Below are 23,564 nucleotides of genomic sequence, written 5' to 3' on the forward strand. Positions count from 1 at the left end.
GGTGGGGGGCGGGGTCAGCGGCCCCCGGCGAGCAGCGCCGCGAAGTCGGGCGCCGCGTCGTAGGGGTCGACCGTCCGGCGCGGGGCCCGCGCCGCCACGAGGTCGGCCAGCTCGGCGCCCGCGCGGTCGGCCCGCGCCGCCAGCGGGTCCCCGCCGCCGCCGGCCCAGTCCTCCGGCGCCGCGAAGACGCCGGTCGGCACGACGAGCGCGCCGAGGTGGGAGAACAGCGGGCGCAGGGCGTGGTCGACGACGAGCGAGTGCCGCTGCGTCCCCGCCGTGGCGCCGAGGAGCACCGGCACCCCGCGCAGCGAGTCCCGGTCGACGACGTCGACGAAGGTCTTGAAGAGGCCGCTGTACGACGCCGCGAAGACCGGCGAGACGGCGACGAGCGCGTCGGCGCCCTGCACCGTCTCGAGCGCCCGGCGCAGGGCGGGCGTCGTCGCGCCGGCGACGAGGTGGTCGGCGAGGTCACGGGCGACGTCCCGGACCTCGACCACCTCGACCGTCGTCGAGAGGCCCCGGGCCTCGAGGAGCCGCGCGGCCGCGGCCGACAGCCGGTCCGCCAGCAGGCGGGTCGACGACGGCTGCCCCAGCCCGGCCGACAGGACCGCGAGGGTGCGCGTCGCCATCAGGCCACCGCCCCGGCGGTCGCGTCGGTCGTCGTGCTCGCGCCGGCCGCGCGGGCCCGCGCCGCCGCCACCCGGCTCGCGTGGGTCGGCGCCTCCGGCACGTGCGCCGGCCGCATCGCGTCGAGCTCCCGGCGCAGCGTCGGCAGGACCTCGGAGCCGAGCAGCTCCATCTGCTCCAGCACGACCGGCAGGGGCAGCCCCGCGTGGTCGATGAGGAACAGCTGGCGCTGGTAGTCGCCGAAGTGCTCGCGGAAGGTCAGCGTCTTGTCGATGACCTCCTGCGGGCTGCCCACGGTGAGCGGGGTGCCCTCGGTGAACTCCTCGAGCGACGGCCCGTGGCCGTAGACGGGGGCGTTGTCGAAGTACGGCCGGAACTCGCGGACGGCGTCCTGGCTGTTCTTGCGGACGAACACCTGCCCGCCGAGACCGACGACCGCCTGGTCCGCGCTCCCGTGGCCGTAGTGCTCGTAGCGGCGCCGGTAGAAGTCGACCAGCCGGACGAAGTGCTCCTTCGGCCAGAAGATGTGGTTCGCGAAGAAGCCGTCGCCGTAGTACGCCGCCTGCTCCGCGATCTCGGGGCTGCGGATGGAGCCGTGCCACACGAAGGGCGGGACGTCGTCGAGCGGGCGCGGCGTCGAGGTGAAGGACTGCAGGGGCGTCCGGAAGCGGCCCTCCCAGTCGACCGTGTGCTCGGTCCACAGCCGGCGCAGCAGCGCGTAGTTCTCCACGGCCAGCGCGATGCCGTCGCGGATGTCCTTGCCGAACCAGGGGTAGACCGGGCCGGTGTTCCCGCGGCCCATCATGAGGTCCACCCGGCCCTCGGCGAGGTGCTGCAGCATCGCGTAGTCCTCGGCGATCTTCACCGGGTCGTTCGTCGTGATGAGCGTCGTCGACGTCGAGAGCAGCAGCCGCTCCGTCTGCGCCGCGACGAACCCGAGCATCGTCGTCGGCGAGCTGGGCACGAAGGGCTCGTTGTGGTGCTCCCCCGTCGCGAAGACGTCGAAGCCCACCTCCTCGGCCTTCTTCGCGATGGCGACCATGGCCGTGATGCGCTCGTGCTCCGTGGGCGTGCGCCCCGTCGTCGGGTCGGCCGTGACGTCGCCGACCGTGAAGACCCCGAACTGCATGGTCGCCTCCCGGCTAGATGTTCCAACGTTCAACTGTCGGTGGGCACAACGGTACGACCCGCCCGCGTGTTCCCCGCCCCCCGGGAGCCACGCACCACTCGTCCGGGCGGCGAGGACGTGACACACCCGACACGCACGAGCAACCCGCCCGACTCGCGGCACCGCTTGGGTCCGGCCATGACCACCCCCGTCCCCGAGCCGGTCGCCGTGGGCGACGCCGAGCTCGACACCCTCATCCGCACGCGGCTGGCGCTCGTCGGCGTCGACCTGACCCAGCTGCCCACCGAGCCCGACCCCGCGACGGGCTCGCCGACGCAGGCGCAGGCGTACGCCTCGCTGCGCACCTTCCTCGCCGGGCCGCTCGTCGACGGCGTCCGGCAGGGCGGCGCCCTCCAGGCCCTCGCGCGCTGGACGCCGCCCGCCCCCTCGCCGGAGCTGGCCCAGCAGGAGGCGGCGCCCTCCCTCTACCCGTCGATCACGGCGGCGTGGACCGAGCAGTGGCCGGTGCGGCGATGAGCGCCGGGGCGGGGCGCGGCGACCACCTCACCTCCGTGCCGCCGGAGGAGGTCGGCGACGTCCCCGGGACGACGCCGGCCGAGGAGCAGCGCCGCGGGCTGGCGCGACGCAGCTTCCTGGCCCGGTCGGCCGCCGTGGCGGCGATGAGCGCCGGGGCCGCGGCGGTGGCCGCCCAGCCCGCGGCGGCGGCCCCGGCGTCCGGCCTGCGGGTCCCGCGCGGCGCGGCCCCGACCGCCGTCGAGGACCCGACGACGCTGACGCTCGTCGAGGCGGCGCTGGCGATGGCCGCCGGGACGCTGTCCGCCGTCGAGCTCGTGCAGGCGCACCTCGAGCGCGTCGAGCGCCTCGAGGGCACCTACCGCGCCCACAACGCGCTCCTCGTCGAGGAGGCGCTCGTCGCGGCCCGCCGGGCGGACCGGCGGCGGCGCTCGAACCCCTACGGCGGGCTGCCGATCACCCTGAAGGACAACCTCTTCACCGCGGGCGTGCCCACGACGGCCAACTCGACGATCTTCGCCGACTTCGTCCCGCCGTACGACAGCACCGTCGGCGCCCGCCTCGTGGCGGCGGGCGGCGTCGTCGTCGGCAAGGGGCAGATGGGCCCGCTGGCGACGACGCGCGCCACGACCCCGGCCGGCGTCGTGACGACCGTCAACGCGTGGACGCCCGCGGACCCGTCGGTGAGCCCGGGCGGCTCGTCGAGCGGCCCCGCCACGGCCGTCGCCGGGCGGCTCGCGCTCGCGTCGCTCGGCACGCAGACGGGCGGGAGCATCACGGCCCCGGCGAATGCCCAGGGCCTCACGGGCCTCAAGCCGACGATGGGGCGGACGTCGATCCGCGGCATCATCCCGTTGTCCTTCACGCGCGACCACGTCGGCCCGCTGGCCAAGGACGCGCTCGACGCCGCCGTGGTGCTCCAGGCCATGGCGGGGCCGGACGACGGCGACGCCCGGACGCTCGGGCTGCCGGCCGTGCCCGACCTCGTGCGCGCCGCGACGCCGGTCACCTCGGGGCGACGGGCCGCGCTGCGGCGGCGGACGCGCGTCGGCGTGCCCCCGGACTTCCTCGCCGTCACGGGCGACGAGCTCGCCGCCCGGCAGGCGCTGCTGACGACGCTGCGGGGCGTCCGCGGGCTCACGCTCGTCGACGTCACGTACCCGGAGGACTGGGACCTGCAGTCCGGCACCTTCAACGTCGTCCGGCTGCCCGAGCGGACGGAGCCCTTCCGCCCGTGGCTCCAGCAGGACCTCACGCTCTTCGGCGTCTCGGTGCTCAGCTGGCTGCAGGGCCTCCTGATGTCCGGCGACGAGTGGGTCACCGGGCAGCGCGCCAAGCACCACTTCCTCGCGGAGGTGCTCGGCGACCTGCTGGGCCGGCAGTGCGACGTCGTGCTCCAGACGAGCCCCGTGCCGTTCGACGTCGTCGGCCTGCCGGAGATCGCCTTCCCCATCGGCCTCGGCAGCCCGCGCCCGGACGGCACGACGCTGCCGCTGGGCACGATCCTCGGCGGTGCGCCGTACGAGGAGGACCGCCTGCTCGAGGTCGTGGCCGCCTACCAGTCGGTGACCGACTGGCACCGGCGGCGGCCCGCGGACCCGGTGGTGCCCGCGGCGGGGGCGCGCTCGCTCACGGCGACCGCCGCGCCCGAGGTGCGTCTCGACGCCATCGCGGCGGCGGAGCAGACGCAGTAGCCGGCCGCCCGGTCGTCGCCCGCCGGCAGCGGCCGGTCCGCCTCACCCGGCGGGCGGCGGTCGGAGGGCGGAGACGAGGCGGGGCCCCGGCTCGACGACGTGGGGGACCGCCCGCAGGTGCTCCGCGCCGACGACGACGCCGGCGGCCGCGGCCAGGTCGGCCAGCTCCTCGTAGGCGGCGAGGTCCTCGGGGCCCGGGTGCTCGAGGTCGACCTCCGGGAGCGCCGTGGGGAGGGCCGTGGCGAGGACGTCCTCCTCCCGCAGGTGCTCCCAGACGTCGAGCGGAGCGGCAGCGCCGCCGACGGAGCGCAGGCCTATCGTCCAGCCCCGGTCGTCGCGCAGCAGCACCCGGCTCCCGCCGGCGAGCCCGACCTCCAGCCGCAGCCCGAAGGACGCGTCGGGCCGGCGGCGGCCCTCACGACGCCGTCGCCACGTCGCGTCGTCCACCTCGACGGTGACGACGAGACGGACGACGTCGCCCGTCGGGACCGGTACCGCGTCCGGCACGGCGTCAGCCCGGCAGCACCTGGTCGAGCGCGGCGCGGTCCTCGGGCGTCATCGACCACGCACCGGCGGCGGCGTTGGCCGCGACCTGCTCCGGGCGCGTCGCGCCCGCGATGACGGACGACACCTCGGGACGGGCGAGCAGCGCCGCGAACGCCACGTCGAGCGACGAGCGGCCGCGGTCGGCGGCGAAGCCGGCGACGGCCTCGGCCACGTCGTACGCCTCGTCGGTCAGCCACGACGGACCGGCGTCACCGGCCAGGCGCGAGCCCTCGGGAGCCTGCTCGCCGCGGCGGTACTTGCCCGTCAGCAGGCCGCTGGCGAGGGGGAAGTACGGGAGGAAGCCGACGCCGTGGGCCGCGCAGGCCGGCAGGAGCTCCGCCTCCGCGCCGCGGCGCAGCAGGGAGTACTCCGACTGCTCGGAGACGAAGGGCGTGAGGTGCTCGGTCCGCGCCACCCAGGCGGCGTCCGCCACCTGCCAGGCCGGGAGGTTCGACGTGCCGAGGTAGCGCACCTTCCCCTCGACGACGAGCTCGTGCATCGCCGTCAGCGTCTCCTCGAGCGGGGTGACGCCGTCGGGGCGGTGGTACTGCAGGAGGTCGACGTGGTCGGTGCGCAGCCGGCGCAGCGACCCCTCGACCGCCCGGCGCAGGTACCGCCGCGAGCCGCGGGCGCCGAAGTCGTCGCCGTAGGCCCCCTGCATGTCCATGCCGAACTTCGTCGCGAGGACGACCTCGTCCCGCCGGCCCTCCAGCGCGACGCCGAGGGCCTCCTCGGAGGCGCCCCGCCCGCCGTAGATGTCGGCCGTGTCGAAGAAGGTGATGCCGTGCTCGAGGCACGCGTCGACCACCGCCGTCGTCGCGGCCTGGTCGAGCCGGCCGCCGAAGTTGTTGCAGCCGAGCCCGACCGCCGACACGCGCAGCCCGCTGCGCCCGAGGTTCCGCATCTCCACGTCCCGACGGTAGGTCGGCGTGCGCGGGCCCGCCCGGCGGCGGGAGCCGCCGTGCCCGGGCCGCGCGGGGGCGGCCCGGGCGGTCGGCGTCAGCCGCAGACCGCGTCGCGCTCGAGCTCGACCCGGACCTCGCCCTCGGCCAGGCCCGACTCGCGCTGCGCGGCGGCGCCGACGGCCCAGTCGGCCTCGGCCACGTCGTCCTCGGGCCCGGCGACGCCGCAGTCGACGGAGAGGTCGTAGACGGCCTCCTCGGTGTACGTGCCCTGCAGGTCGGCGACGAGCGCGCGGACCTGGTCCTCGGTGAGGACCTCCTGGACGTCGACGTCGAGGTCCACGTCGAGGACGCCGTCGTCCTCGTCGCGCTCCTCGCGGGCCACCGTGTACGCGGGGAGGTCGCCGGCGCCCGCGACGGGGGCCTCGGTGCTCGGGACCGGCGGGGCGGAGGTCGTGGGCGCCGAGGAGGAGGGCGCGGACGACGAGGGCGCGGCGGACGACGGCGCGGCCGACGAGGCGGGCGGCGCGGCGGTGACGGGGCCGCCGACGTCGGGCGTCGCGTCGTCCCCGCCGCAGGCGGCGAGGGCGAGGACCAGGGGGGCGGAGGCGACGAGGGCGAGGACGCGGCGGCTGCTCATGGGCCGACCGTGGCAGCCGGACGGAGCGGGGGCGAGCGGGGGAGCGGGTCTCTCACGGCTCCCTCATCCGCGTCTCACGCGGCTCTCACGTCCCGGCGACGACGCACGCGTGACCTGGTTCAGAACTGGTGCATCCGGCACGGGGGGTGGCGCGGAAGAGGGGGTGCACGTGACCTCCACCCGAGCCCGACGGCGTAGGCGCCGTCGCCGCACCCGCAGGAGCAGCCATGAGCCACACCCCCTCCGCCCGTCGTCGCACCACCCGCGCCCTCGCCGCCGTCGCGGCCGGCGCCCTCGTCCTCGCGCCCGCCGTCCCGGCGTTCGCGAGCTCCGGCACCGCCACGGTGTCCGTGCTCCACGCCGTCCCGGACACGCCGGTCGACGTCTACGCCAACGGGGACGAGCTGATCCCCGACTTCCGGCCGGGCACGCTCACCGACCCGCTCGAGCTCCCCGCGGGGGAGTACGACCTCGCCGTCTACCCGGCGGGCGCCGACATCTCGACCACGGAGCCGGTCATCAGCGCCGACGACGTGTCCGTCCCGGCCGGCGCGAACGTGTCCGTCGCGGCGCACCTCGACGCGGCCGGCAGCCCCGTGCTGACGCCCTTCGTCAACGACACCTCGGCGGTCGACGCCGGGGACGGCCGCCTCACGGTCCGCCACACGGCCGCCGCGCCGGCGGTGGACGTGCTCGCCGACGGCACGGCCGTCGTCGAGGACCTGGAGAACCCCGACGAGGCGTCCCTCGAGACGGCCGCCGGCACGGTCAGCGCCGCGGTGAACCTCGCCGGCACCGACACGACGGCCATCGGGCCGACGGACCTGACGATCGCCGAGGGCGCCTCGACCGTCGTCTACGCGTGGGGCTCCGCCGAGGCGGGGAACCTGCAGCTGGCGGTCCAGACGATCGACGACCTCGGCTCCGACCCGTCCGGCGTGCCGTCGGGCCTCGGGGACGACACGAGCGGCTTCCCGCTGCCGCTCGCCCTCGTGGTCGGCGCCGCCGCCGGCGGCGCGGTGCTCCTCACCGTGCGTCGCACGCGTCAGCGGGCCTGAGCCCGGCCCCTCCCGGCGGCAGGCCCTGCCCCGCCGGGAGGGGACGGCAGGACCGCGGCCGCCCACGGCGCGGCCGGGTCGGGAGCGGTCGGACGGCGGGCCGGTCGAGGACGGGAGAGGGTGCGGCGGTGCGGGTGCGGGCAGGACGACGGCGGGCGACCGGCGGGGGCGGGGACCGTCGCCGCGGGCGCGTGCCCGCGGCCGCCGTCGTGCTGGGTCTCGTGGCCGTCGGCACACCGCTGGCCTGGGCGGCGGCCACGGGGCCCGAGGACGTCGCCGCGGTCGGCGCGCCGCTCGTGACGGCGCCGCCCGCGGAGGCTCTCCCCGCGCCCCCTGCGTCGGCGTCGTCCCCGCCGCCCGCCGCGCCCGCCCCGGTGGCCTCCTCCCCGGCCACCCCCACCGCCGTCGCGCGGGACGCCTCGCCCGCCGCGGCGGCCGAGCGGCAGCGCCGCGGCCCCGCGCCCGTCGAGGTCCGCGTGCCCGCGCTGGGCGTCGTCGCCCCCGTCGACGCGCTCGGCGTCGACGCGGACGGCGCCATGGCCCTCCCCGAGGACGTGGCCCGCACCTCCTGGTACCGGTACGGGGCCGTCCCCGGCTCCGGCCGCGGCACGAGCGTCGTCGCCGGGCACGTGTCCGCCGCCGACGGCTCGCCGGGGGCCCTCGCGGACCTCCCGGCGCTCGGGGTCGACGACGTCGTCGAGGTGGTCCGGGCGGACGGCTCGGTCCTCGCCTACCGCGTCGTCACCCGCACCGCGGTCGAGAAGCCCGCCCTGCCCGTCGCCGAGCTGTTCGCCGACGACGGCCCCGAGCGCCTCGTGCTCGTCACGTGCGGCGGGCCCTACCTGCGCGACGTCGGGGCCCACCGGGACAACGTCGTCGTCGTCGCGGAGCCGGCGTGAGCGCGCGCCGCCCGTCCCTCCCCGGCCTCCCCGGCGACCGCCGGCCGACGGAGGAGGCGACCCCTGGCTACCGTCGCCCCCGTGGTCGTCGATGACGAGGACGGCGGAGGGCACCCCCGCCCCGCCCTCGGCACGTCCGCGCCCGTGGACGACGGCGAGGGGTCGCGCATGACCGACGCCGGGGCGGACGCGGAGCGTCTCGCGCTCGACGTCCGCCTGGCCGAGGCCTTCGCCACCGGGACCGACGACGGGCTCCGCGGCGCCTTCGACCGCTGGTCGCCGCTCGTCCACGGCCTCGCGCTGCGGGCCCTGCGGGACGCCGGCGAGGCCGAGGACGTCACGCAGCAGGTGTTCGTGGCCGCCTGGCGCGGCCGGGCCCGCTACCGCCCGGAGGACGGGCCGCTGGGCGCCTGGCTCGTGGGCATCACGCGCCACAAGATCGCCGACGCCCGCGCCGCCGCCGTGCGGCGCGGGCAGCGGACCGTCCTCGTCGGTCCCGACGACGTCGCGGGCCTGGCCGATCCGGCCCGTCCCGCGGGCACCCCGGACGACGAGGTCGACCGGCTCGTGGACCGAATCCTCGTCGCCGAGCACCTCCGGGCGCTCGACCAGCCGGCGCGCGAGATCGTGCGGCTCGCCTTCTTCGAGGGCCTGACGCACGTCCAGGTGGCCGAGCGGCTCCGAATGCCGCTGGGCACGGTGAAGAGCCACGTCCGCCGCTCGCTGCGGCGGCTGCGCGACGCGATGGGCGGTGAGGGGCGATGAGCGAGCAGGACGACGCCGGACGCACCCCCGGCGCGCACGCGACCGACGACGAGCTCGCCGGGCTCGCCCTCGGCGAGCCGGCGGACGCCCGGCTCGAGCAGCACCTCGCCGGCTGCGCCCGGTGCCGGGCGGTGCTGGTGGCCGACCGCCGCGCCGTCGACGCCGGCCGCGCGGGCGAGCCCGCGGACCTCCTCCGCCGCCCGCCGGACCGCGTGCTCGACGCCGTCCTCGCCGAGGTGGCCCGGGACCGTCCCGTGCCGGCCCCCGGTCCCGCGCCCGCGGTGCCGGTCCAGCGCCGGGTCCGCCGACCCGTCGGCCGGGCCCTCGCGACGGCGGGCGCCGCCGTCGCGCTGCTGGCCGTCGGCGTCCTCGCCGGCCTGGGCCTCGGTGGCCTCGGCGGCACGGGGGGCGGGGCGGTCGGCGACGTGCTCGCGACGGCGGAGCTGCGGACGCTCGCCGACGACGCCCCCGGCGGGACGGCCGTGCTCCGCGAGGTCGACGGCGTGCCGGTCGTCGACGTCGACCTCGGCGACCGTGCCGACGACCCTGCGGACGGTGCGGGACCCGGTGCGTACGAGGAGGTCTGGCTCCTCGACCCCGACGGCGGCCTCGTCTCCCTCGGCGTGCTGGCCGGGGGGCGCGGCACCTTCACCGCCCCGCCCGCGGCGCTCGACGTGGACGGCGTGCAGGTCGACGTGTCGCGCGAGCCGCTCGACGGGAGCCCCGCCCACTCGGGGGACAGCCTCGTCCGGGGCGCCCTCCTGCGCTGAGGTGCCGGCTCGCCCATAGTTGGCGGTAGGCGCTGTGCGACAACCGCTGTCGCCGCCCGGCTCGGCGCGCCGCCTCCCCGACGTCGCCCGCCCGTCACCGCCACGTTGACGAGGTGGGGTACAACGGCAGGGCGAGGGCGCCGCACCGGGCGGCGACCGAGAGCCGGACGGCGGAGGCCGAGCGACGGCGACGTACAGGACGTGAGCGCCGAGGGCGCAGAGGCGGAGGTGACCTGATGGGTGCTGCGGACGACCGGTCGGTCAACGTGGTGATCCTCGCGGCAGGGATGGGGACCCGGCTCGGCCGCCCCCACCCGAAGCCGCTGACCACCCTGCGGGACGGGCGCACGATCCTGCGCCAGCAGCTCGACCACATCAGCGGGGCCTTCGCGGACGACGCGCGGGTCTCCATCGTCGTCGGGTTCAAGAAGCGCCGGCTCCTCGAGGCCGCGGCGTCCGAGGCGAGCTTCGTCTTCAACGAGGAGTTCTCGCGGACGAACACCTCGAAGAGCCTCCTGCGCGCGCTGCGGATGGCGGCGCCGGGCGGGGTGCTGTGGATGAACGGCGACGTCGTCTTCTCGCCGGGCCTGCTGGACACGCTCGTCCCGCACATGGCCGAGGGCTCCTTCGTGGCGGTCAACACCGCCCGCGTGGCGGAGGAGGAGGTCAAGTACCTCCTCGACGACTCGGGCCACATCAGCGCCCTGTCGAAGCAGGTCGTCGGCGGGCTCGGCGAGGCCGTGGGCATCAACTACGTCAGCGCCGGCGACCGCGAGGTCCTCGTGCGCCACCTGGCCGCCGCCGGGGACCAGGACTACTTCGAGAAGGGCATCGAGGACGCCATCGCCCTCGAGGGCATGCGCGTGCGGGCCGTCGACATCTCGGCCTTCGGCGTCGTCGAGGTCGACTTCGCCGACGACCTGGAGCGCGCCAACGCCATCTGAGCGACCGGGTGCCGGCCGACGGGCCGCGCGACGCAGGGCGTCGTGCGGCACGTCGTCGTTTCGGGTGGCGATGTGACCCGGGCGTGACCATCGTGGTGCCACCGGACGCCGAGACCGCGCGTCCCTGCCCCGCCGTCACGGCGGGCAACCCCCCGGCGAGACGCGGCGCCCGCCGCGCACCGGGTGGTCACGCGCAGCGACCGCTGCTCACCCATGACGAGGAGCACACCGTGCCCACGATCACCGCTGACCAGATCTCGGCCCTCTACGACGCCACCGTCGTCTCCAGCACCGACGGCAAGATCGGCTCCGTCGGCAACGTCTACCTGGACGACGACACGCAGGCCCCCAGCTGGGTCACCGTCAAGACGGGCCTCTTCGGCACGTCGGAGTCCTTCGTGCCCCTCGCGGACGCCACGCTCGAGGGCGACGAGATCCGCGTCTCCTACAGCAAGGACCAGGTCAAGGACGCCCCGCGCCTCGACACCGACGCCGAGCTCTCCCCCGAGGAGGAGGAGCGCCTGTACTCGCACTACGGCGTCGGCGGCGCCTCGGGCGTCCAGGGCGGCAGCGACGGCGGCGGCCTCCTGACCTCCGGCCACACGGCCCAGACGACGACGACGGCCGGCAGCGCCGGCTCGGGCACCGGCGAGTCCGTCGGGTCCACCGGCGACTTCTCCGGCACCGGCGGCTACTCCTCCGGCGAGAACGGCGGCGGCGTGGGCACGGGCACCGGCACGACGGGCGCCGCGACCGGTGGCACCGCTGCCGGCGTCGGCACCGCGGCCGCCGCGGGCACGTCCGGGACGACCGGCGAGGCCGGCACCGCGGGCACGGGCCACGACACGAGCGGCCCGAACACCGACGACGCCATGACCCGCTCCGAGGAGCACGCCTCCTTCGGCACCCAGACCCGCGAGTCGGGCCGGGCGCGCCTGCGCAAGCACGTCGTCACCGAGCGCGTCACGCAGGACGTCCCCGTGAGCCACGAGGAGGTCGTCGTCGAGCGCGAGCCGATCACCGACGCCAACCGCGGCGACGCCTACTCCGGCGGTGACCTCACCGAGGAGGAGCACGAGGTGACGCTGCACGAGGAGCGCCCCGTCGTCGAGAAGGACGTCGAGGCCGTCGAGCGCGTCCGCCTCGGCACCGAGACCGTCACCGACACCGAGCGCGTGTCCACGGACGTCCGCCGCGAGGAGATCGAGGTCGACGGCGACACCACCACGGGCACGACCGGCACGACCGGCACCGACCGGCGCTGAGCACCGTGCAGGACGCGTCCCGCCCCTCGGAGGCCGTGGTCACGGTCTCCGAGGAGCGGGCCGTCTCCCGGCTCGTCCGGGTCCCCGTCGAGCGCGTGCGGGTCCGGACGCGCGTCGTCACCGAGGTCGTCCGCGTGGACGTCGAGGTGCGGCGCCAGGAGCTCGTCGTCGAGCGCGTCCCCGTGGACGAGGACGAGGCGCGCGCGGCCGCGACGACGGACCTCGGCGAGCCCGAGGAGGTCGTCGTCGTCCTCCACGAGGAGGTCCCCGTCGTCACGACGGAGACCCGCCCGGTGGAGCGCGTCACCGTCCGCGCCCGCCGGGTCGAGAGCACGACGCCCGTCACCGTCGACCTCTCCCGCGAGGTCGTCGAGGTCGAGCAGGACGCCGGCCGCGGCTGACGCCGCGCCCGCCACCACCCACCCGCACCGCGGAAGCAGCAGGAGGCACATCGTGCAGATCCCCAAGCAGCAGGTCATCGACCTCATCAAGAGCAAGGTCGGCGGCGAGAAGGCCGGTCAGGCCGACTCCGAGCTGCCGGACCAGGTGGACACCGACCAGCACGCCGGGCTCCTCCAGAAGTTCGGCGTCGACCGGCAGGAGCTCCTCGGCGGCGGGGGCGGCGGCCTCGCCGGCAAGCTCGGCCTCTGACGCACCCGCTCCACGACGACGGCCCCGGCGCGCTGCGCCGGGGCCGTCGTCGTGCTCCGAGGGCCGTGGGCGAGCGCGCGGTCAGCGTGCGACGGCGCCGGTGCCCAGCGCCGCGGTGACGTCGGCGGCGAGCGCCGCGGCGGACCGCTCGGACGGGTCGAGGAGGACGTCGGCCCGCGCCACCGGCCACCAGGTCCGCCCGTCCCCCGTCTCGTCCCCGGACGCCGGGGGCAGGATCGCCACGAGGACGGCGTCGAGGCCGGCGCGGAGCAGGGCCGCCTCGACGACGGCCCACGCCCGCTCGTCGGCGAGGGGGCAGGCGACGACGAGGCGCTCGCTGCGCCAGGCCATGAGCTCGGCGGCGGCGGTGGCCGTCAGCGCCCGCCAGCCGGGGGACGCCTCGAGGTCGTCCGCGCCGTCGAGGGCGGTGGCGAGCGGACCGACGTCGACCAGCCGTGCCCCGGGCAGCAGGTCCCACAGCTCGTCGGCGACGTCCTCGGCGAGCTGCGCCGCTCCGGTGAGCCACAGCACCACAGGCCGAGGGTAGGGACGGGCGGGCGGTCCCGCCCGTCCACGCGGGGTCCCGGCACGGAGCCCGTCGAGGCGCCCGCGCACGTGGCCCCCGCCTGTCCCGCGTCGCTGCCGACGTCGGCGGAAGGGGGCCCGGTCTCCCCACTTCGCTGCCGAAGTCGTTGGGCGGGGGCCTTGCTTCCCGACTTCGCTGCCGAAGTCGTTGGGCGGGGGCCCTGCGTCACGACTTCGCTGCCGAAGTCGGTGAGAGGGGGCCCTGCGTCACGACTTCACTGCCGACGTCGGCGGGAGGGGGCTCGGTCTCCCCACTTCGCTGCCGAAGTCGTTGGGCGGGGCCTTGCGATACGACTTCGCTGCCGAAGTCGGTGAGAGGGGGCCCTGCGTCACGACTTCGCTGCCGAAGTCGGCACTACGGGCGACCTCGCCAGCGAGCGGGCCGGGCGACGGTCAGGTGTCGACGCCGTCAGCGACCTCGACGAGGACCGCCGAGGCGCACGCGTGGACAGAGGGGCTCCTCAGCGGAGCCGGCGGGCCGGCGGGGCCGGCCGCTGCCACCACGCGAGGGCGCGCGGTGCGGTGGCCCGGGCGACGCCCAGGGCCAGGAGGGCGACGACGACGAGCGCGGCGGCGGCCACGGAGGGCCCGCTCGCGGCGACGACGAGGGCGGCGACGGCGGCGAGCACCATCGTCGCGGCGGCGGTCGTGACCGGTGCCAGGGCGGCACCGCGGCGGTTGCGCTGCTCGAGGTACATGCCGGCCTCCGTCTCGCGTCCACGACCCACCCGCGGGGGGTTTCTGTGCACCGAACTCTCCGGCACGGACGGGCCCCTGGCAAGACGAGCGGGGGAGCCGAGCGGGGACGTGGTGGACCTCACTCCACCGTGAGCGTTAACATGCCTGCGCGCGGCACGACGAGGACGTCGGGTGCCGTCGGCAGGAGCTCCGGGCGGTCGAGCCGGGGGCAGGACGGACGACGACGGCCGCGGGGCCGGGACGGGAGCGGCGCGTGAGCACCGACCAGCACGAGGACGGGCGGGCGGTGCCGGCGACGGACCGCGACCTGCCCGAGGAGGTCCGCCGCGAGGTGGCCCGCCTGCGGGACCAGCTCGTCGTCCTGCACGCGGAGCTCGTGCGCAACGGGCTCGTCGTCTGGACGGGCGGCAACGTGTCCGCGCGGGTGCTGGGCGCCGACCTCTTCCTCATCAAGCCGTCGGGGCTGTCCTACGACGACCTCGACGCGGCGTCGATGGTGCTGTGCACGCTCGACGGCGAGGCCGTCGACCCGGCCCAGCAGCCGTCGTCCGACACGGGCTCGCACGCCTACGTCTACCGCCACATGCCCGAGGTGGCCGGCCAGGTGCACACGCACTCGACCTACGCGTGCGCGTGGGCCGCCCGCGCGGAGGAGATCCCCTGCGTGCTCACCGCGATGGCGGACGAGTTCGGCGGCCCGATCCCGCTCGGGCCCTTCGCGCTCATCGGCGGCGAGGACATCGGCCGCGGCGTCGTCGAGACGCTCACCGGCCACCGCTCCAAGGCCGTCATCATGCAGAACCACGGCGTCTTCACGATCGGCAAGGACGCGAAGGCAGCCGTCAAGGCCGCCGTCATGTGCGAGGACGTGGCCCGTTCCGTCCACATCGCCCGCCAGCTGGGGGAGACCGTCCCGATCCCCCAGGACGCGGTCGACAGCCTCTACGACCGCTACCAGAACGTCTACGGCCAGCGCCCCGCTGCGCCGTCCGCCCCGGGGGCCGGCGCCGACGCCGGCGCCGGCACCACCGCCGAGGAGGCATCCCGATGAGGTCCGCGCTCGAGACCCGCGAGGTCTGGTTCGTCACCGGCAGCCAGGGGCTGTACGGCCCCGAGACGCTGGAGCAGGTGGCCGAGCAGTCGCGCCGCGTCGCCGACGAGCTGGGGGCGTCCTCCGACGTGCCCGTGCGCGTCGTGTGGAAGCCGGTCCTCACGAGCTCCGACGCCATCCTCCGCCTCGCCCGAGAGGCCTCGGCCGACGACGCCTGCATCGGCCTCGTCGCGTGGATGCACACCTTCTCGCCGGCGCGCATGTGGATCGCGGGGCTCAACGTCCTCGACGTGCCGCTGCTGCACCTGCACACCCAGGCCGACGCCGCCCTGCCCTGGGCGAGCCTCGACATGGACTTCATGAACCTCAACCAGGCCGCGCACGGCGACCGCGAGTTCGGGTACATCCAGTCGCGCCTCGGCGTCCCCCGCACCACCGTCGTCGGCCACGTCTCCGACCCGTCCGTGACGGCACGCGTGGGCGCGTGGGTCCGGGCCGCCGTCGGCCGGGCCGAGCTCCGGTCGCTGCACCTCGCCCGCTTCGGCGACACCATGCGCGACGTCGCCGTCACCGAGGGCGACAAGGTGGACGCGCAGTCCCGCCTCGGCGTCACGGTCAACGCCTACGGCGTCAACGCGCTCGTCGGCGCCGTCGCCGAGGCCACGGACGCGCAGGTGGACGCGCTGGCGGACGAGTACGAGCAGACCTACGTCGTCGCGCCGGAGCTGCGCCGCGGCGCCGAGCGGCACGACTCGCTGCGCGAGGCCGCCCGCATCGAGGTCGGCCTGCGGACCTACCTCGAGGACGGCGGCTTCCGCGCCTTCACGACGAACTTCGAGGACCTCGGCGGTCTCCGCCAGCTGCCCGGCATCGCCGTCCAGCGGCTCATGGCCGAGGGCTACGGCTTCGCCGGCGAGGGCGACTGGAAGACCTCGACCCTCCTGCGCACCCTCAAGGCGATGGCCGAGGGGCTGCCCGGCGGCACCTCCTTCATGGAGGACTACACCTACGAGCTCCGCCCGGGGAAGCAGAAGATCCTCGGCGCGCACATGCTCGAGGTCTGCCCCTCGATCGCCGCGGCCACGCCGTCGTGCGAGGTCCACCCGCTCGGCATCGGTGACCGCGAGGACCCCGTGCGGCTCGTCTTCGACGCCGTCCCCGGCCCCGCGGTCATCCTCGGCATGAGCGACATGGGCGACCGGTTCCGCCTCACGCTCAACGAGGTCGAGGTCGTCGAGCCCGACGAGCCGCTGCCGAACCTGCCCGTCGCCCGGGCCGTGTGGGAGCCGAAGCCGGACCTGCGGACCTCCGCCGAGTCGTGGCTGCACGCGGGCGCCCCCCACCACACGGTGCTGTCCTCGGCGCTGGGGACGGACGCCGTCGCCGACCTCGCCGAGGCCCTCGGCGTCGAGCTCGCCGTCATCGACGGGCAGACGACGGCCCGCCGCTTCCGCGACGAGCTGCGCTGGAACGCCGCCTACCACCGGCTGGCCATGGGCTTTTGAGCCCGAGGCCGTCGACGCCCCGTCCACCGCTGCGGTGGGCGGGGCGTCGTGCCGACCGCGCCCTCTCGCCGCGCGCGAGCGGCCTCCTCTGCCTACCGTTTACGGCGTACCAGTTGGTGACGACCGAGGAGGCAGCATGTCGGCAGGCGACAAGATCAAGAACGTGGTCCAGCAGACCGTCGGCAAGGCGGAGGAGCTCGTCGGCAAGAAGACGGACGACGCCGAGCTGACCGCGCAGGGCCAGAAGGACCAGAGCATGGGCGCGGCCCGTCAGCAGACGGAGAAGGCCAAGGACGCCACCAAGGACGTCACCGGCCACTGAGCCCCCGCACCACCTCCGAGAGCCGGCGCCCCCACGGGGCGCCGGCTCTCGGCGTCCCGGGAGTCTGCGCGTCGATGTGACGGTCCGCCGTCAGATCGACGCGCGCACCTCCTCGGCGCGCGAGCCACGTCGCGACGTGGAGCGGGTGCTCGGCGCAGCCGTCGCCGGGGCGCCACCCCAGGCCCGTCCCACCGGGCGCGACCCGCCACGGGCGGTGAGACTGGCGCCTGCCCGTGACCGTCGTCCCCACCTGAGGAGGCCCCCGTGCGCCGCACGCTCGCCGTCGCCGCCTGCCTGCCCCTGCTCGTCCTCACCGCCTGCGCCGGAGCGCCGGACGTCTCGCCCGCCGAGGCCGACGAGATCGCCGCGAGCGAGGGCAGCGCCGAGGACAGCGCCGCCGAGGACGGCACGAGCGGGGACACCGAGGGCTCGGCCGACGACGAGACGTCGCCCGAGGGCGCCGGGGAGGGGGCCGGCTCCGCCGGCTCCACCGAGGAGCAGACCGACGCCGACCTCGAGGTCATGCTCATGAGCCCCGGCGGCACCCAGGTCGGCACCGTCGAGATGACGGAGATGCAGGGGTCCGGCGGGTCCGAGGACCGTCACCTCGAGATCCACGTCACCGTCGAGAACCAGGAGCCCGGTTTCAAGGGCTTCCACGTCCACGAGACGGGGCTGTGCGAGCCCGACAGCGCGTCGCCCACCGACCCGACGACGACCGGCGCCTTCCTCTCCGCGGGCGGCCACCTCGCCGCCGAGGGCGAGGACCACGGCGCCCACACCGGGGACCTGCCGTCCCTCCTCGTCGGCGAGGACGGCACGGGCAGCCTCACCGTCATGACGGACGCCTTCACGCTGGCCGACCTACAGGACGCCGACGGCAGCGCCGTCATGGTCCACGAGGGGCCGGACAACTTCGCGAACATCCCCGAGCGCTACGCGCCCGACGGCCCCGACGACGAGACGCTCCGCACGGGCGACTCGGGCGGCCGCGCGGCCTGCGCCGTCGTCGAGGGCTGACCGACGCCGTCGACGGCCCGGCCCCGCGGGGTCAGGCCGTCGGCGCGGCCGCGGTGCTGCGGCGCACGACGACGTCCGGCGCCACGACCCGGTGCTCGACGGGGGAGGCCGCGTCGGCGAGGCGGGCCAGGAGCATCTCCACCGCCACCTCGCCGACCCGGGCGAAGTGCTGGCGCACCGTCGTCAGCGGCGGCTGGAGGTACGCGGCCTCGGGGACGTCGTCGAACCCGGTGACCGACAGCCGCCCCGGGACGTCGACGTCGTGCTCGCGCAGGGCCAGCAGGAGCCCCAGCGCGGAGTGGTCGTTCGGCGCGACGACGGCGGTGGCCGTCCGGTCCGCGAGGAGCTCGAGGCCCGCGCGGTAGCCCTCCGCGGGCGACCAGCCGCCCGCGAGCACGGGCGCGGGCTCGAGCCCCGCGGCCTCCATCTCGTCCTCGTACCCGGCCGCGCGCCCCTCCGACTCCCACCAGCCGGCGGCCCCGCCCACGTGGCGGACCTCGGTGTGGCCGAGGTCCAGCAGGTGCCGCACGAGGGCGCGCGCGCCGCCGCGGTGGTCGACGTGGACGGTGGGGACGCCGTCGACGGGCGCGCCGGACGCGCAGACGACGGGGAGGCCGACGGGCAGGTGCTCGGCGAGGTCGGGCAGCTCGTGCAGCGGGGCGGTGACGACGACGCCGTCGACCCCGCGGTCGGAGACCTGCGCGAGGCGCTCGAGGACCTCCTCGCGCCCGGTGCCGTCGGCCGAGGCGATCATCGTCGCGTAGCCGGCGCCGTGGGCCGCCCGCTCGACGGCGGCGAGCATGCTCGAGGGCCCGTGCAGCGGGGCGCTGGAGGCGACGACGCCGAGGGTCAGCGTCTGCCGGGTCACGAGCGCGCGGGCGGCGCGGTTGCGCCGGTACCCCAGCTCGGCGATGGCCGCCTCGACCCGCTCGCGGGTCTCGGGGCGGACGCTGTGGTGGCCGTTGAGCACCCGCGACACCGTCTGGTGCGAGACGCCGGCGCGACGCGCGACGTCGGTCATGACCGGCGCGCGGGCCGGGACGGGGGTGCTCACGGGTCGGATGGTGCCAGCCGCCGCAGGGGGCGCGCGTCCCCCTGCGGCGGCCGGGTGCTCAGGCGCCGGCGGCGGCCAGCTGGACGACGGCCCAGGACAGCGGCGGCAGCGTGAGCCGCGCCGTGCCGTCGGCCACCTCGACGCCCTCGAGCGGGCGCATCCCGACGGCGTCGGGCGCCTCCGCGGTGTTCGTCGTGTACCGGTCCTGGCCGGGGCCGGCCGCGAGGACGAGCGCCTCGGCGACGCGCAGGTCGCCGAAGGCGCGCAGCGGCACCTCGACGGTGGCGGCCTCGTGCTCGTCGCGGTTGGCGAGGAAGAGGCTGAGGACGCCCTCGCCGGCGGACGACGACGCGCGCGCCGCCGGGTCCCACGTCGCGGCGGCGTCGACGAGGTCGACGTCGTCGAAGCGGGCCGTGGAGATCCGGTCGCCGCGGGTGCGGACGTCGAGGATGTCGCCGGTCGCGCGGTGGCGGACCTGCTCGAAGGGGTGGGCGATGGTCTGCTTCCAGGCCGGCCCGCCCTCCTCGCTGCGCAGCAGCCCGATGACGTTGACGAGCTGCGCCTGCGCGCCGACGGCCACCCGGTCCCCGTGCCGCAGCAGCGAGTTGAGCAGCGTGCCGACGACGACGGCGTCCGTCACCGAGTACTCGTCCTCGATGACGCGGGGCGCGACGTCCCACGCCGTCAGCGACCTCGCGCGGTCGCTGGCGTTCCAGCGCGTCTGGTACCAGACGTTCCACTCGTCGAAGCTGATGCCGATGTGCTTCTTGTGGCGGCCGCGGGCGCGGACGGCGTCCGCCGTGGCGACGACCTCCTCGACGAAGGCGTCCATGTCCTTCGCCGAGGCGAGGAAGTCGGCGAAGGTCTGGTCGCCGGTGTCGCTCTCCTCGTAGTACGCGTGGGCGGAGATGTAGTCGACGTCGTCGTAGGTCTCCTCGAGGACGACGCGCTCCCACTCGCCGAAGGTCGACATCCCGCGGCCCGAGCTGCCGCAGGCGACGAGCTCGACGGACGGGTCGACGGTGCGCATCGCGCGGGCGGTCTCGGCGGCCAGGCGGGCGTACTCGTGCGCCGTCTTGTGGCCCGTCTGCCAGGGGCCGTCCATCTCGTTCCCGAGGCACCACAGCGTGATGCCGTACGGGTCCTGACGGCCGTGGCTGCGGCGCAGGTCCGAGAGCCGGGTGCCGGAGGGGTGGTTCGCGTACTCGAGGAGGTCGCAGGCCTCCTGCATCCCCCGGGTGCCGAGGTTGACGGCCATCATCACCTCGGTGCCGACGCGCTCGGCCCACGTGGCGAACTCGTCGAGGCCGAACTGGTTCGTCTCGATCGTCCGCCACGCCCGGTCGAGCCGGCGGGGCCGCTGGTCGCGCGGGCCGACGCCGTCCTCCCAGTCGTAGCCCGAGACGAAGTTGCCGCCCGGGTAGCGGACGACGGTCGGGCCGACCTGCTTCGTGAGCTCGAGGACGTCGCCCCGCAGGCCGTCCCCGTCGGCCGTGGGGTGGTCCGGCTCGAAGATGCCGGTGTAGACGCAGCGGCCCATGTGCTCGACGAACGAGCCGAAGAGCCGGTGCGGGACGGGGCCGACGACGAAGTCGGGGTCGAGGGTCAGGCGTGCGTGGGGCACGGGAGTCCTTCCGGTGGGGTGCGGGTCGGGCGGGGAGGGCAAGGGCTCACGTGCCGCCGAGGCCGGTCGTCGCGACGCCGCGGACGATCTGCCGCTGGAACAGCATGAAGATGACGATGAGGGGCAGCCCGGCGAGGAGCGCGGAGGCCATGACCTGCGCGTACCGGACGCCGAAGCTCGACTGGACCTGCACGAGCCCGACGGGCAGCGTCATGAGGTCCGGGTCGCTGATGATGATGAACGGCCAGAGGAAGTTGTTCCAGGCGCCGATGAACACGAAGATCCCGACGGCCGCGACGATCGAGCGCGACAGCGGCATGACGACCTGCCAGAAGATCCGGAAGGTGCCGGCGCCGTCCACCCGCGCGGCCTCCTCGAGCTCGCGGGGGATGCCGTCGAAGAACTTCTTGAGGATGAAGACCATGGCGGGCACCACGAGCTGCGGGAGGATGATCCCCGCGTAGGTGTCGGCCAGGCCCATGGCGAGGACCTGCTGGTACAGCGGCACGAGCAGGATCTGCGGCGGCACCATGATGCCCGCCACGACGAGGCCGAACAGGAGCCCGCGGCCCCGGAAGCTCGTGCGCGAGAAGCCGTACGCCGCCGTCGTCGACAGCGCGAGCGTCAGCGCGGTGACGACGAGCGTGACGACGGTGCTGTTGACGAACCACGTGATCAGGTTGTCGTTCGAGAGCACCGAGCGGTAGGCGTCGAGGGTGAAGCCGGCCTCGGGCACCAGCTCGAGCGGCACGGTCGTCGTGTCGGCCTCGTACTTGAGGGACGTGACGAGGGCCCAGAACAGCGGCGCGAGCCACGCGACGGCGAGGACGGCCAGCGCCGTCGCGATCGCGCTGCGCGTCAGCAGCGACGCCTGCTGGGCGCGGGAGACGCCCTCGCGGCTCTTCCGCAGCGGGCGGGGGGCGTCGGGGCGCGCGACGTCCACGCCGGTGCTGGTGGCGGCCATCAGGCACTCCTCCTGCGGCTGATGCCGGCCTGGACCAGCGAGACGACGATGATGATGAGGAAGAAGACGTAGGAGATGGCAGCGGCGTAGCCGAGGCGGTAGTTCACGAAGCCGGTGTCGTAGACGTACTGCAGGACCGGCGCCGCGACGCCGCCCGGGCCGCCGGAGCCGCCGTAGAGGATGTACGCCTGGTCGAAGAGCTTGAGCGACGCGAGCACCTGCAGCGTCAGCACGAGCCCGGTCGTCACCTTGAGCAGCGGCAGCGTGATGGAGACGAGCCGCCGCCACCCGGCGGCGCCGTCGATGGCGGCCGCCTCGTAGACGGTCTGCGGGATCGCCTGCAGCGCCGCGAGGTACAGCAGGAAGTTGAAGCCGACGGTCCACCAGACCGTGAGGACGACCACCGACCAGAGGCCGACCGCGGGGTCGGACAGCCAGCCGACGTCGGGCAGCCCCACGAGGCCGAGCGCGCCGTTGACGAGACCGAAGTCGCCCTGGAACAGCCACTGCCAGATGAGGACGACGGTGGCGACCGGCAGCAGGAAGGGCGCGAAGTAGGCGAAGCGCCAGAACCACTGCCCCCGCGTGCCGGTGTGCACGAGCAGCGCCATCCCCAGCGAGATGAGCACGAGCGGCACCGTGGACAGCAGCGTGAAGAGCAGCGTGATGCCGAGCGTCCGCCAGACCTCGCCGTCGCCGAGCAGCCGCGCGTAGTTGTCGAGCCCGACGAACTGCGCGCCGCCGCTGATGAGGCTCGTGTCGAAGAAGCTCATGCCGAGGCCGTAGACGATCGGCCAGAGCGTGAAGAGGGCGTAGACGACGAGGAAGGGCAGGACGAACCAGAAGCCGCCGCGGCTCGTCGTCAGCGAGGGGCCGCGCCGGCGCCGGACGCCGCCGGGGGCGTCGCCGTCGAGGACCGCCCCGGGGGCGGGCACGGTGGTCTGGGCCGCGCTGCCGACGGCGCTCACCGCGCGCTCCGGACGGGGCTGCCGAGCGAGAGCTGCTCGTCGACCCAGCCGATGAGGTCGTCCGCCCCCTGCTCGGGGGTGAGGGCGCCGGACCCGACGCCCTGCAGCGACTGGCCGGCGCGCGACATGAAGGTCGAGCCCGACCCCGCGAAGTAGGCGGAGGGGTCGAACTCGGCGACCTCGGCGGCACCGCGGTAGTTCGACTGCGGCTCGAGCGCCAGGTACTCGGGGCTCTCCGCGACGGCGGAGAGGGCGGGGATGTGCCCGCCCTCGGCCCACAGGAGGCTGTTCTTCAGCATGGACGCCGCCATGTCGTAGGCGGCCGCGCGGACCTCGGGGTCCGTGGCGGCCTGGGTGGGCAGGACGAGGCTGTGGCTGTCGGCGCGGACGTACGGGGTGTCCCCGAAGAGCGCCGGGAACTGCGTCATGGAGAACGGGATGCCCGCGTTCTGCGCCGTGATGACCTCCCACGGCCCGATGAGGAGGAAGCCGGCCTGCTCGCCGGCGAAGGCGGCCGGCGCGCCCGGCCCGTCCTGGGTGCGGGAGGCGATGGTCCCGTCGCACATCGTCTGCACGAAGGCCATGGCCTCGACGACGGCGTCGCGGTCGACCTCGGCGGGGCCGCCGTCGGGCAGCTCCATCTCGCCGCCGAGCTGGCGGAAGAGCGACCAGAAGAGCATGAAGCTCGCGAGGGCGTCGCCGGTGCCGTAGGCGACGCCGTTGACGCCGGTCACCTCGGCCGCGCGCCGCCCGGCGTCGAGGAACGCCTCGGCCGAGTCGAGCGGGGCGAGGGACCCGTCGGGGGCGAGGAGGCCCGCCTCCTCGCAGACGCGGGTGTTGTAGAAGAGCACGAGCGGGTGCGTGTCGAGCGGGAGCGCCTTGATCTGGCCGTCCACCGTGACGCGCTCGACGACGGGCGTCGGGAACTGGTCCATCGTGATGCCGCGGGCCGCGAGCTCGTCGGTGTCCCACGGGTCCACGAGCTCCTGGCCGAAGGTGGCCAGGCGCGAGGCGTGGAGGCTGGCGAGGTCGGGCGCGCGGCCGCCCTCGCAGGCCATCGCGAGCTTCGTGTAGTACGGCGATCCCCACAGCAGCGTCGTGTCCGTGACGTCGACGCCGGGCGCCTCGTCCCGGTAGCTGTTGATGAGGTCGACCATGCGCTCGCCGTCGCCGCCGGTGAAGAAGTTCCAGAAGGCGAGCGGGGTGGTGCCGCTGCTGCCGACGGCGCCGCACCCGGCGAGCGAGGCGGCGCCGAGGCCGCCCGCGCCGAGGGCCGCGCCGCGCAGCAGGGAGCGGCGGCTGAGGGAGGGGCCCGCGGGGACGCGGGCCGGGCGTGCTCTCGTCATGCTCGGCTCCTTTGCCTTTACAA

Annotated in this window: 26 protein-coding genes; 14 read left to right on the plus strand and 12 right to left on the minus strand. The window is 75.7% G+C overall.

Annotated features, from left to right (window positions below):
• Window positions 1-14: 14 nt before the first annotated feature.
• Both EDC03_RS14945 and EDC03_RS14950 read right to left on the minus strand, forming a co-directional pair.
• Complete coding sequence (locus EDC03_RS14945) at window positions 15-629, minus strand: CE1759 family FMN reductase (RefSeq protein WP_123381056.1); 615 nt, start codon at window positions 627-629, stop codon at window positions 15-17.
• The gene (locus tag EDC03_RS14950; RefSeq protein WP_123381057.1) at window positions 629-1,756 is read right to left on the minus strand and encodes an LLM class flavin-dependent oxidoreductase; all 1,128 of its coding nucleotides are present in this window, start codon (window positions 1,754-1,756) and stop codon (window positions 629-631) included. The genes EDC03_RS14945 and EDC03_RS14950 overlap by 1 nt, the downstream gene beginning before the upstream one ends.
• Window positions 1,757-1,933: 177 nt before the next feature.
• Here EDC03_RS14950 and EDC03_RS14955 point away from each other — a divergent pair, with 177 nt between their 5' ends.
• Window positions 1,934-2,272, plus strand: coding sequence for a hypothetical protein (locus EDC03_RS14955; protein ID WP_123381058.1), 339 nt, complete (start codon window positions 1,934-1,936; stop codon window positions 2,270-2,272).
• Window positions 2,242-3,963 (plus strand): amidase, encoded by a 1,722-nt coding sequence (locus EDC03_RS14960; RefSeq protein ID WP_199720294.1) that lies wholly within the window; start codon window positions 2,242-2,244, stop codon window positions 3,961-3,963. The genes EDC03_RS14955 and EDC03_RS14960 overlap by 31 nt, the downstream gene beginning before the upstream one ends.
• A gap of 42 nt (window positions 3,964-4,005) precedes the next feature.
• Here the strand turns inward: EDC03_RS14960 and EDC03_RS14965 are convergent, their stop codons facing one another.
• The 3 genes from EDC03_RS14965 to EDC03_RS14975 form a co-directional block, all read right to left on the minus strand.
• Complete coding sequence (locus EDC03_RS14965; RefSeq protein WP_123381059.1) at window positions 4,006-4,470, minus strand: hypothetical protein; 465 nt, start codon at window positions 4,468-4,470, stop codon at window positions 4,006-4,008.
• A 4-nt stretch (window positions 4,471-4,474) separates the two neighbouring features.
• Window positions 4,475-5,413 carry an aldo/keto reductase gene (locus tag EDC03_RS14970; RefSeq protein WP_123381060.1) on the minus strand — a complete coding sequence of 313 codons (939 nt, stop codon included), beginning with the start codon at window positions 5,411-5,413 and terminating at the stop codon, window positions 4,475-4,477.
• A gap of 95 nt (window positions 5,414-5,508) precedes the next feature.
• Window positions 5,509-6,051 (minus strand): hypothetical protein, encoded by a 543-nt coding sequence (locus tag EDC03_RS14975; RefSeq protein ID WP_123381061.1) that lies wholly within the window; start codon window positions 6,049-6,051, stop codon window positions 5,509-5,511.
• A gap of 227 nt (window positions 6,052-6,278) precedes the next feature.
• Here EDC03_RS14975 and EDC03_RS14980 point away from each other — a divergent pair, with 227 nt between their 5' ends.
• The 8 genes from EDC03_RS14980 (at window position 6,279) to EDC03_RS15015 (ending at window position 12,403) form a co-directional block, all read left to right on the plus strand.
• Window positions 6,279-7,109, plus strand: a complete 831-nt coding sequence (locus EDC03_RS14980) for a DUF4397 domain-containing protein (protein ID WP_123381062.1) — start codon at window positions 6,279-6,281, stop codon at window positions 7,107-7,109.
• 191 nt (window positions 7,110-7,300) lie between these two features.
• Window positions 7,301-8,008 carry a class F sortase gene (locus EDC03_RS14985; RefSeq protein WP_199720296.1) on the plus strand — a complete coding sequence of 236 codons (708 nt, stop codon included), beginning with the start codon at window positions 7,301-7,303 and terminating at the stop codon, window positions 8,006-8,008.
• An 81-nt stretch (window positions 8,009-8,089) separates the two neighbouring features.
• On the plus strand, window positions 8,090-8,773 hold the full coding sequence (locus EDC03_RS14990; RefSeq protein ID WP_199720297.1) for an RNA polymerase sigma factor: 684 nt from the start codon (window positions 8,090-8,092) through the stop codon (window positions 8,771-8,773).
• Window positions 8,770-9,543: an anti-sigma factor gene (locus EDC03_RS14995; RefSeq protein WP_123381063.1), complete on the plus strand. Its 774-nt coding sequence runs from the start codon at window positions 8,770-8,772 to the stop codon at window positions 9,541-9,543. Before EDC03_RS14990 ends, EDC03_RS14995 begins: the two co-directional genes overlap by 4 nt.
• A gap of 236 nt (window positions 9,544-9,779) precedes the next feature.
• Window positions 9,780-10,487 (plus strand): phosphocholine cytidylyltransferase family protein, encoded by a 708-nt coding sequence (locus EDC03_RS15000; RefSeq protein WP_123381064.1) that lies wholly within the window; start codon window positions 9,780-9,782, stop codon window positions 10,485-10,487.
• Window positions 10,488-10,717: 230 nt separating this feature from the next.
• Window positions 10,718-11,752 carry a DUF2382 domain-containing protein gene (locus EDC03_RS15005; protein ID WP_199720298.1) on the plus strand — a complete coding sequence of 345 codons (1,035 nt, stop codon included), beginning with the start codon at window positions 10,718-10,720 and terminating at the stop codon, window positions 11,750-11,752.
• A 5-nt stretch (window positions 11,753-11,757) separates the two neighbouring features.
• Window positions 11,758-12,153 (plus strand): DUF2382 domain-containing protein, encoded by a 396-nt coding sequence (locus EDC03_RS15010; protein ID WP_158674329.1) that lies wholly within the window; start codon window positions 11,758-11,760, stop codon window positions 12,151-12,153.
• 52 nt (window positions 12,154-12,205) lie between these two features.
• Window positions 12,206-12,403: a hypothetical protein gene (locus EDC03_RS15015; protein WP_123381066.1), complete on the plus strand. Its 198-nt coding sequence runs from the start codon at window positions 12,206-12,208 to the stop codon at window positions 12,401-12,403.
• 81 nt (window positions 12,404-12,484) lie between these two features.
• Here EDC03_RS15015 and EDC03_RS15020 read toward each other — a convergent pair whose 3' ends face one another.
• The gene (locus EDC03_RS15020; protein WP_123381067.1) at window positions 12,485-12,937 is read right to left on the minus strand and encodes a hypothetical protein; all 453 of its coding nucleotides are present in this window, start codon (window positions 12,935-12,937) and stop codon (window positions 12,485-12,487) included.
• Window positions 12,938-13,449: 512 nt separating this feature from the next.
• Window positions 13,450-13,686, minus strand: coding sequence for a hypothetical protein (locus EDC03_RS15025; RefSeq protein WP_123381068.1), 237 nt, complete (start codon window positions 13,684-13,686; stop codon window positions 13,450-13,452).
• Between the two features lie 308 nt (window positions 13,687-13,994).
• On the opposite strand from EDC03_RS15025, the gene EDC03_RS15035 reads away from it, so the two are divergent.
• The 4 genes from EDC03_RS15035 to EDC03_RS15055 all read left to right on the plus strand — a co-directional run bounded on the left by EDC03_RS15035 (window position 13,995) and on the right by EDC03_RS15055 (window position 17,585).
• Window positions 13,995-14,738: an L-ribulose-5-phosphate 4-epimerase gene (locus EDC03_RS15035; protein WP_123381099.1), complete on the plus strand. Its 744-nt coding sequence runs from the start codon at window positions 13,995-13,997 to the stop codon at window positions 14,736-14,738.
• Window positions 14,735-16,243 carry an L-arabinose isomerase gene (gene araA / locus EDC03_RS15040; protein ID WP_123381070.1) on the plus strand — a complete coding sequence of 503 codons (1,509 nt, stop codon included), beginning with the start codon at window positions 14,735-14,737 and terminating at the stop codon, window positions 16,241-16,243. Before EDC03_RS15035 ends, araA begins: the two co-directional genes overlap by 4 nt.
• A gap of 136 nt (window positions 16,244-16,379) precedes the next feature.
• Window positions 16,380-16,565 carry a CsbD family protein gene (locus EDC03_RS15045; RefSeq protein WP_123381071.1) on the plus strand — a complete coding sequence of 62 codons (186 nt, stop codon included), beginning with the start codon at window positions 16,380-16,382 and terminating at the stop codon, window positions 16,563-16,565.
• A gap of 264 nt (window positions 16,566-16,829) precedes the next feature.
• Window positions 16,830-17,585: a superoxide dismutase family protein gene (locus tag EDC03_RS15055; RefSeq protein WP_199720299.1), complete on the plus strand. Its 756-nt coding sequence runs from the start codon at window positions 16,830-16,832 to the stop codon at window positions 17,583-17,585.
• Between the two features lie 31 nt (window positions 17,586-17,616).
• Here the strand turns inward: EDC03_RS15055 and EDC03_RS15060 are convergent, their stop codons facing one another.
• Genes EDC03_RS15060 through EDC03_RS15080 form a run of 5 tightly spaced genes read right to left on the minus strand, consistent with a single transcriptional unit; the run spans window position 17,617 to window position 23,541 of the window.
• Window positions 17,617-18,639: a LacI family DNA-binding transcriptional regulator gene (locus EDC03_RS15060; protein ID WP_199720300.1), complete on the minus strand. Its 1,023-nt coding sequence runs from the start codon at window positions 18,637-18,639 to the stop codon at window positions 17,617-17,619.
• 58 nt (window positions 18,640-18,697) lie between these two features.
• A complete protein-coding gene (gene arfA, locus EDC03_RS15065; RefSeq protein WP_123381072.1) occupies window positions 18,698-20,263 on the minus strand; it encodes an arabinosylfuranosidase ArfA in 1,566 nt (521 codons plus the stop codon).
• Window positions 20,264-20,309: 46 nt separating this feature from the next.
• Window positions 20,310-21,227 (minus strand): carbohydrate ABC transporter permease, encoded by a 918-nt coding sequence (locus EDC03_RS15070; protein ID WP_123381073.1) that lies wholly within the window; start codon window positions 21,225-21,227, stop codon window positions 20,310-20,312.
• On the minus strand, window positions 21,227-22,195 hold the full coding sequence (locus EDC03_RS15075) for a carbohydrate ABC transporter permease (RefSeq protein WP_241967208.1): 969 nt from the start codon (window positions 22,193-22,195) through the stop codon (window positions 21,227-21,229). The genes EDC03_RS15070 and EDC03_RS15075 overlap by 1 nt, the downstream gene beginning before the upstream one ends.
• Window positions 22,192-23,541 (minus strand): extracellular solute-binding protein, encoded by a 1,350-nt coding sequence (locus tag EDC03_RS15080; protein ID WP_123381074.1) that lies wholly within the window; start codon window positions 23,539-23,541, stop codon window positions 22,192-22,194. The genes EDC03_RS15075 and EDC03_RS15080 overlap by 4 nt, the downstream gene beginning before the upstream one ends.
• Window positions 23,542-23,564: the final 23 nt, after the last annotated feature.

This window comes from Pseudokineococcus lusitanus, from assembly GCF_003751265.1.
In the GTDB taxonomy this organism is placed as follows: Bacteria; Actinomycetota; Actinomycetes; order Actinomycetales; family Quadrisphaeraceae; genus Pseudokineococcus; species Pseudokineococcus lusitanus.

Bases quoted from the DNA above. Each gene is read 5' to 3' on its own strand.
- EDC03_RS14945 (WP_123381056.1), bottom strand. From the start codon at position 629: ATGGCGACGCGCACCCTCGCGGTCCTGTCGGCCGGGCTGGGGCAGCCG.
- EDC03_RS14950 (WP_123381057.1), bottom strand. From the start codon at position 1,756: ATGCAGTTCGGGGTCTTCACGGTCGGCGACGTCACGGCCGACCCGACG.
- EDC03_RS14955 (WP_123381058.1), top strand. From the start codon at position 1,934: ATGACCACCCCCGTCCCCGAGCCGGTCGCCGTGGGCGACGCCGAGCTC.
- EDC03_RS14970 (WP_123381060.1), bottom strand. From the start codon at position 5,413: ATGCGGAACCTCGGGCGCAGCGGGCTGCGCGTGTCGGCGGTCGGGCTC.
- EDC03_RS14975 (WP_123381061.1), bottom strand. From the start codon at position 6,051: ATGAGCAGCCGCCGCGTCCTCGCCCTCGTCGCCTCCGCCCCCCTGGTC.
- EDC03_RS14980 (WP_123381062.1), top strand. From the start codon at position 6,279: ATGAGCCACACCCCCTCCGCCCGTCGTCGCACCACCCGCGCCCTCGCC.
- EDC03_RS14995 (WP_123381063.1), top strand. From the start codon at position 8,770: ATGAGCGAGCAGGACGACGCCGGACGCACCCCCGGCGCGCACGCGACC.
- EDC03_RS15000 (WP_123381064.1), top strand. From the start codon at position 9,780: ATGGGTGCTGCGGACGACCGGTCGGTCAACGTGGTGATCCTCGCGGCA.
- EDC03_RS15025 (WP_123381068.1), bottom strand. From the start codon at position 13,686: ATGTACCTCGAGCAGCGCAACCGCCGCGGTGCCGCCCTGGCACCGGTC.
- araA (WP_123381070.1), top strand. From the start codon at position 14,735: ATGAGGTCCGCGCTCGAGACCCGCGAGGTCTGGTTCGTCACCGGCAGC.
- EDC03_RS15045 (WP_123381071.1), top strand. From the start codon at position 16,380: ATGTCGGCAGGCGACAAGATCAAGAACGTGGTCCAGCAGACCGTCGGC.
- EDC03_RS15070 (WP_123381073.1), bottom strand. From the start codon at position 21,227: ATGGCCGCCACCAGCACCGGCGTGGACGTCGCGCGCCCCGACGCCCCC.
- EDC03_RS15080 (WP_123381074.1), bottom strand. From the start codon at position 23,541: ATGACGAGAGCACGCCCGGCCCGCGTCCCCGCGGGCCCCTCCCTCAGC.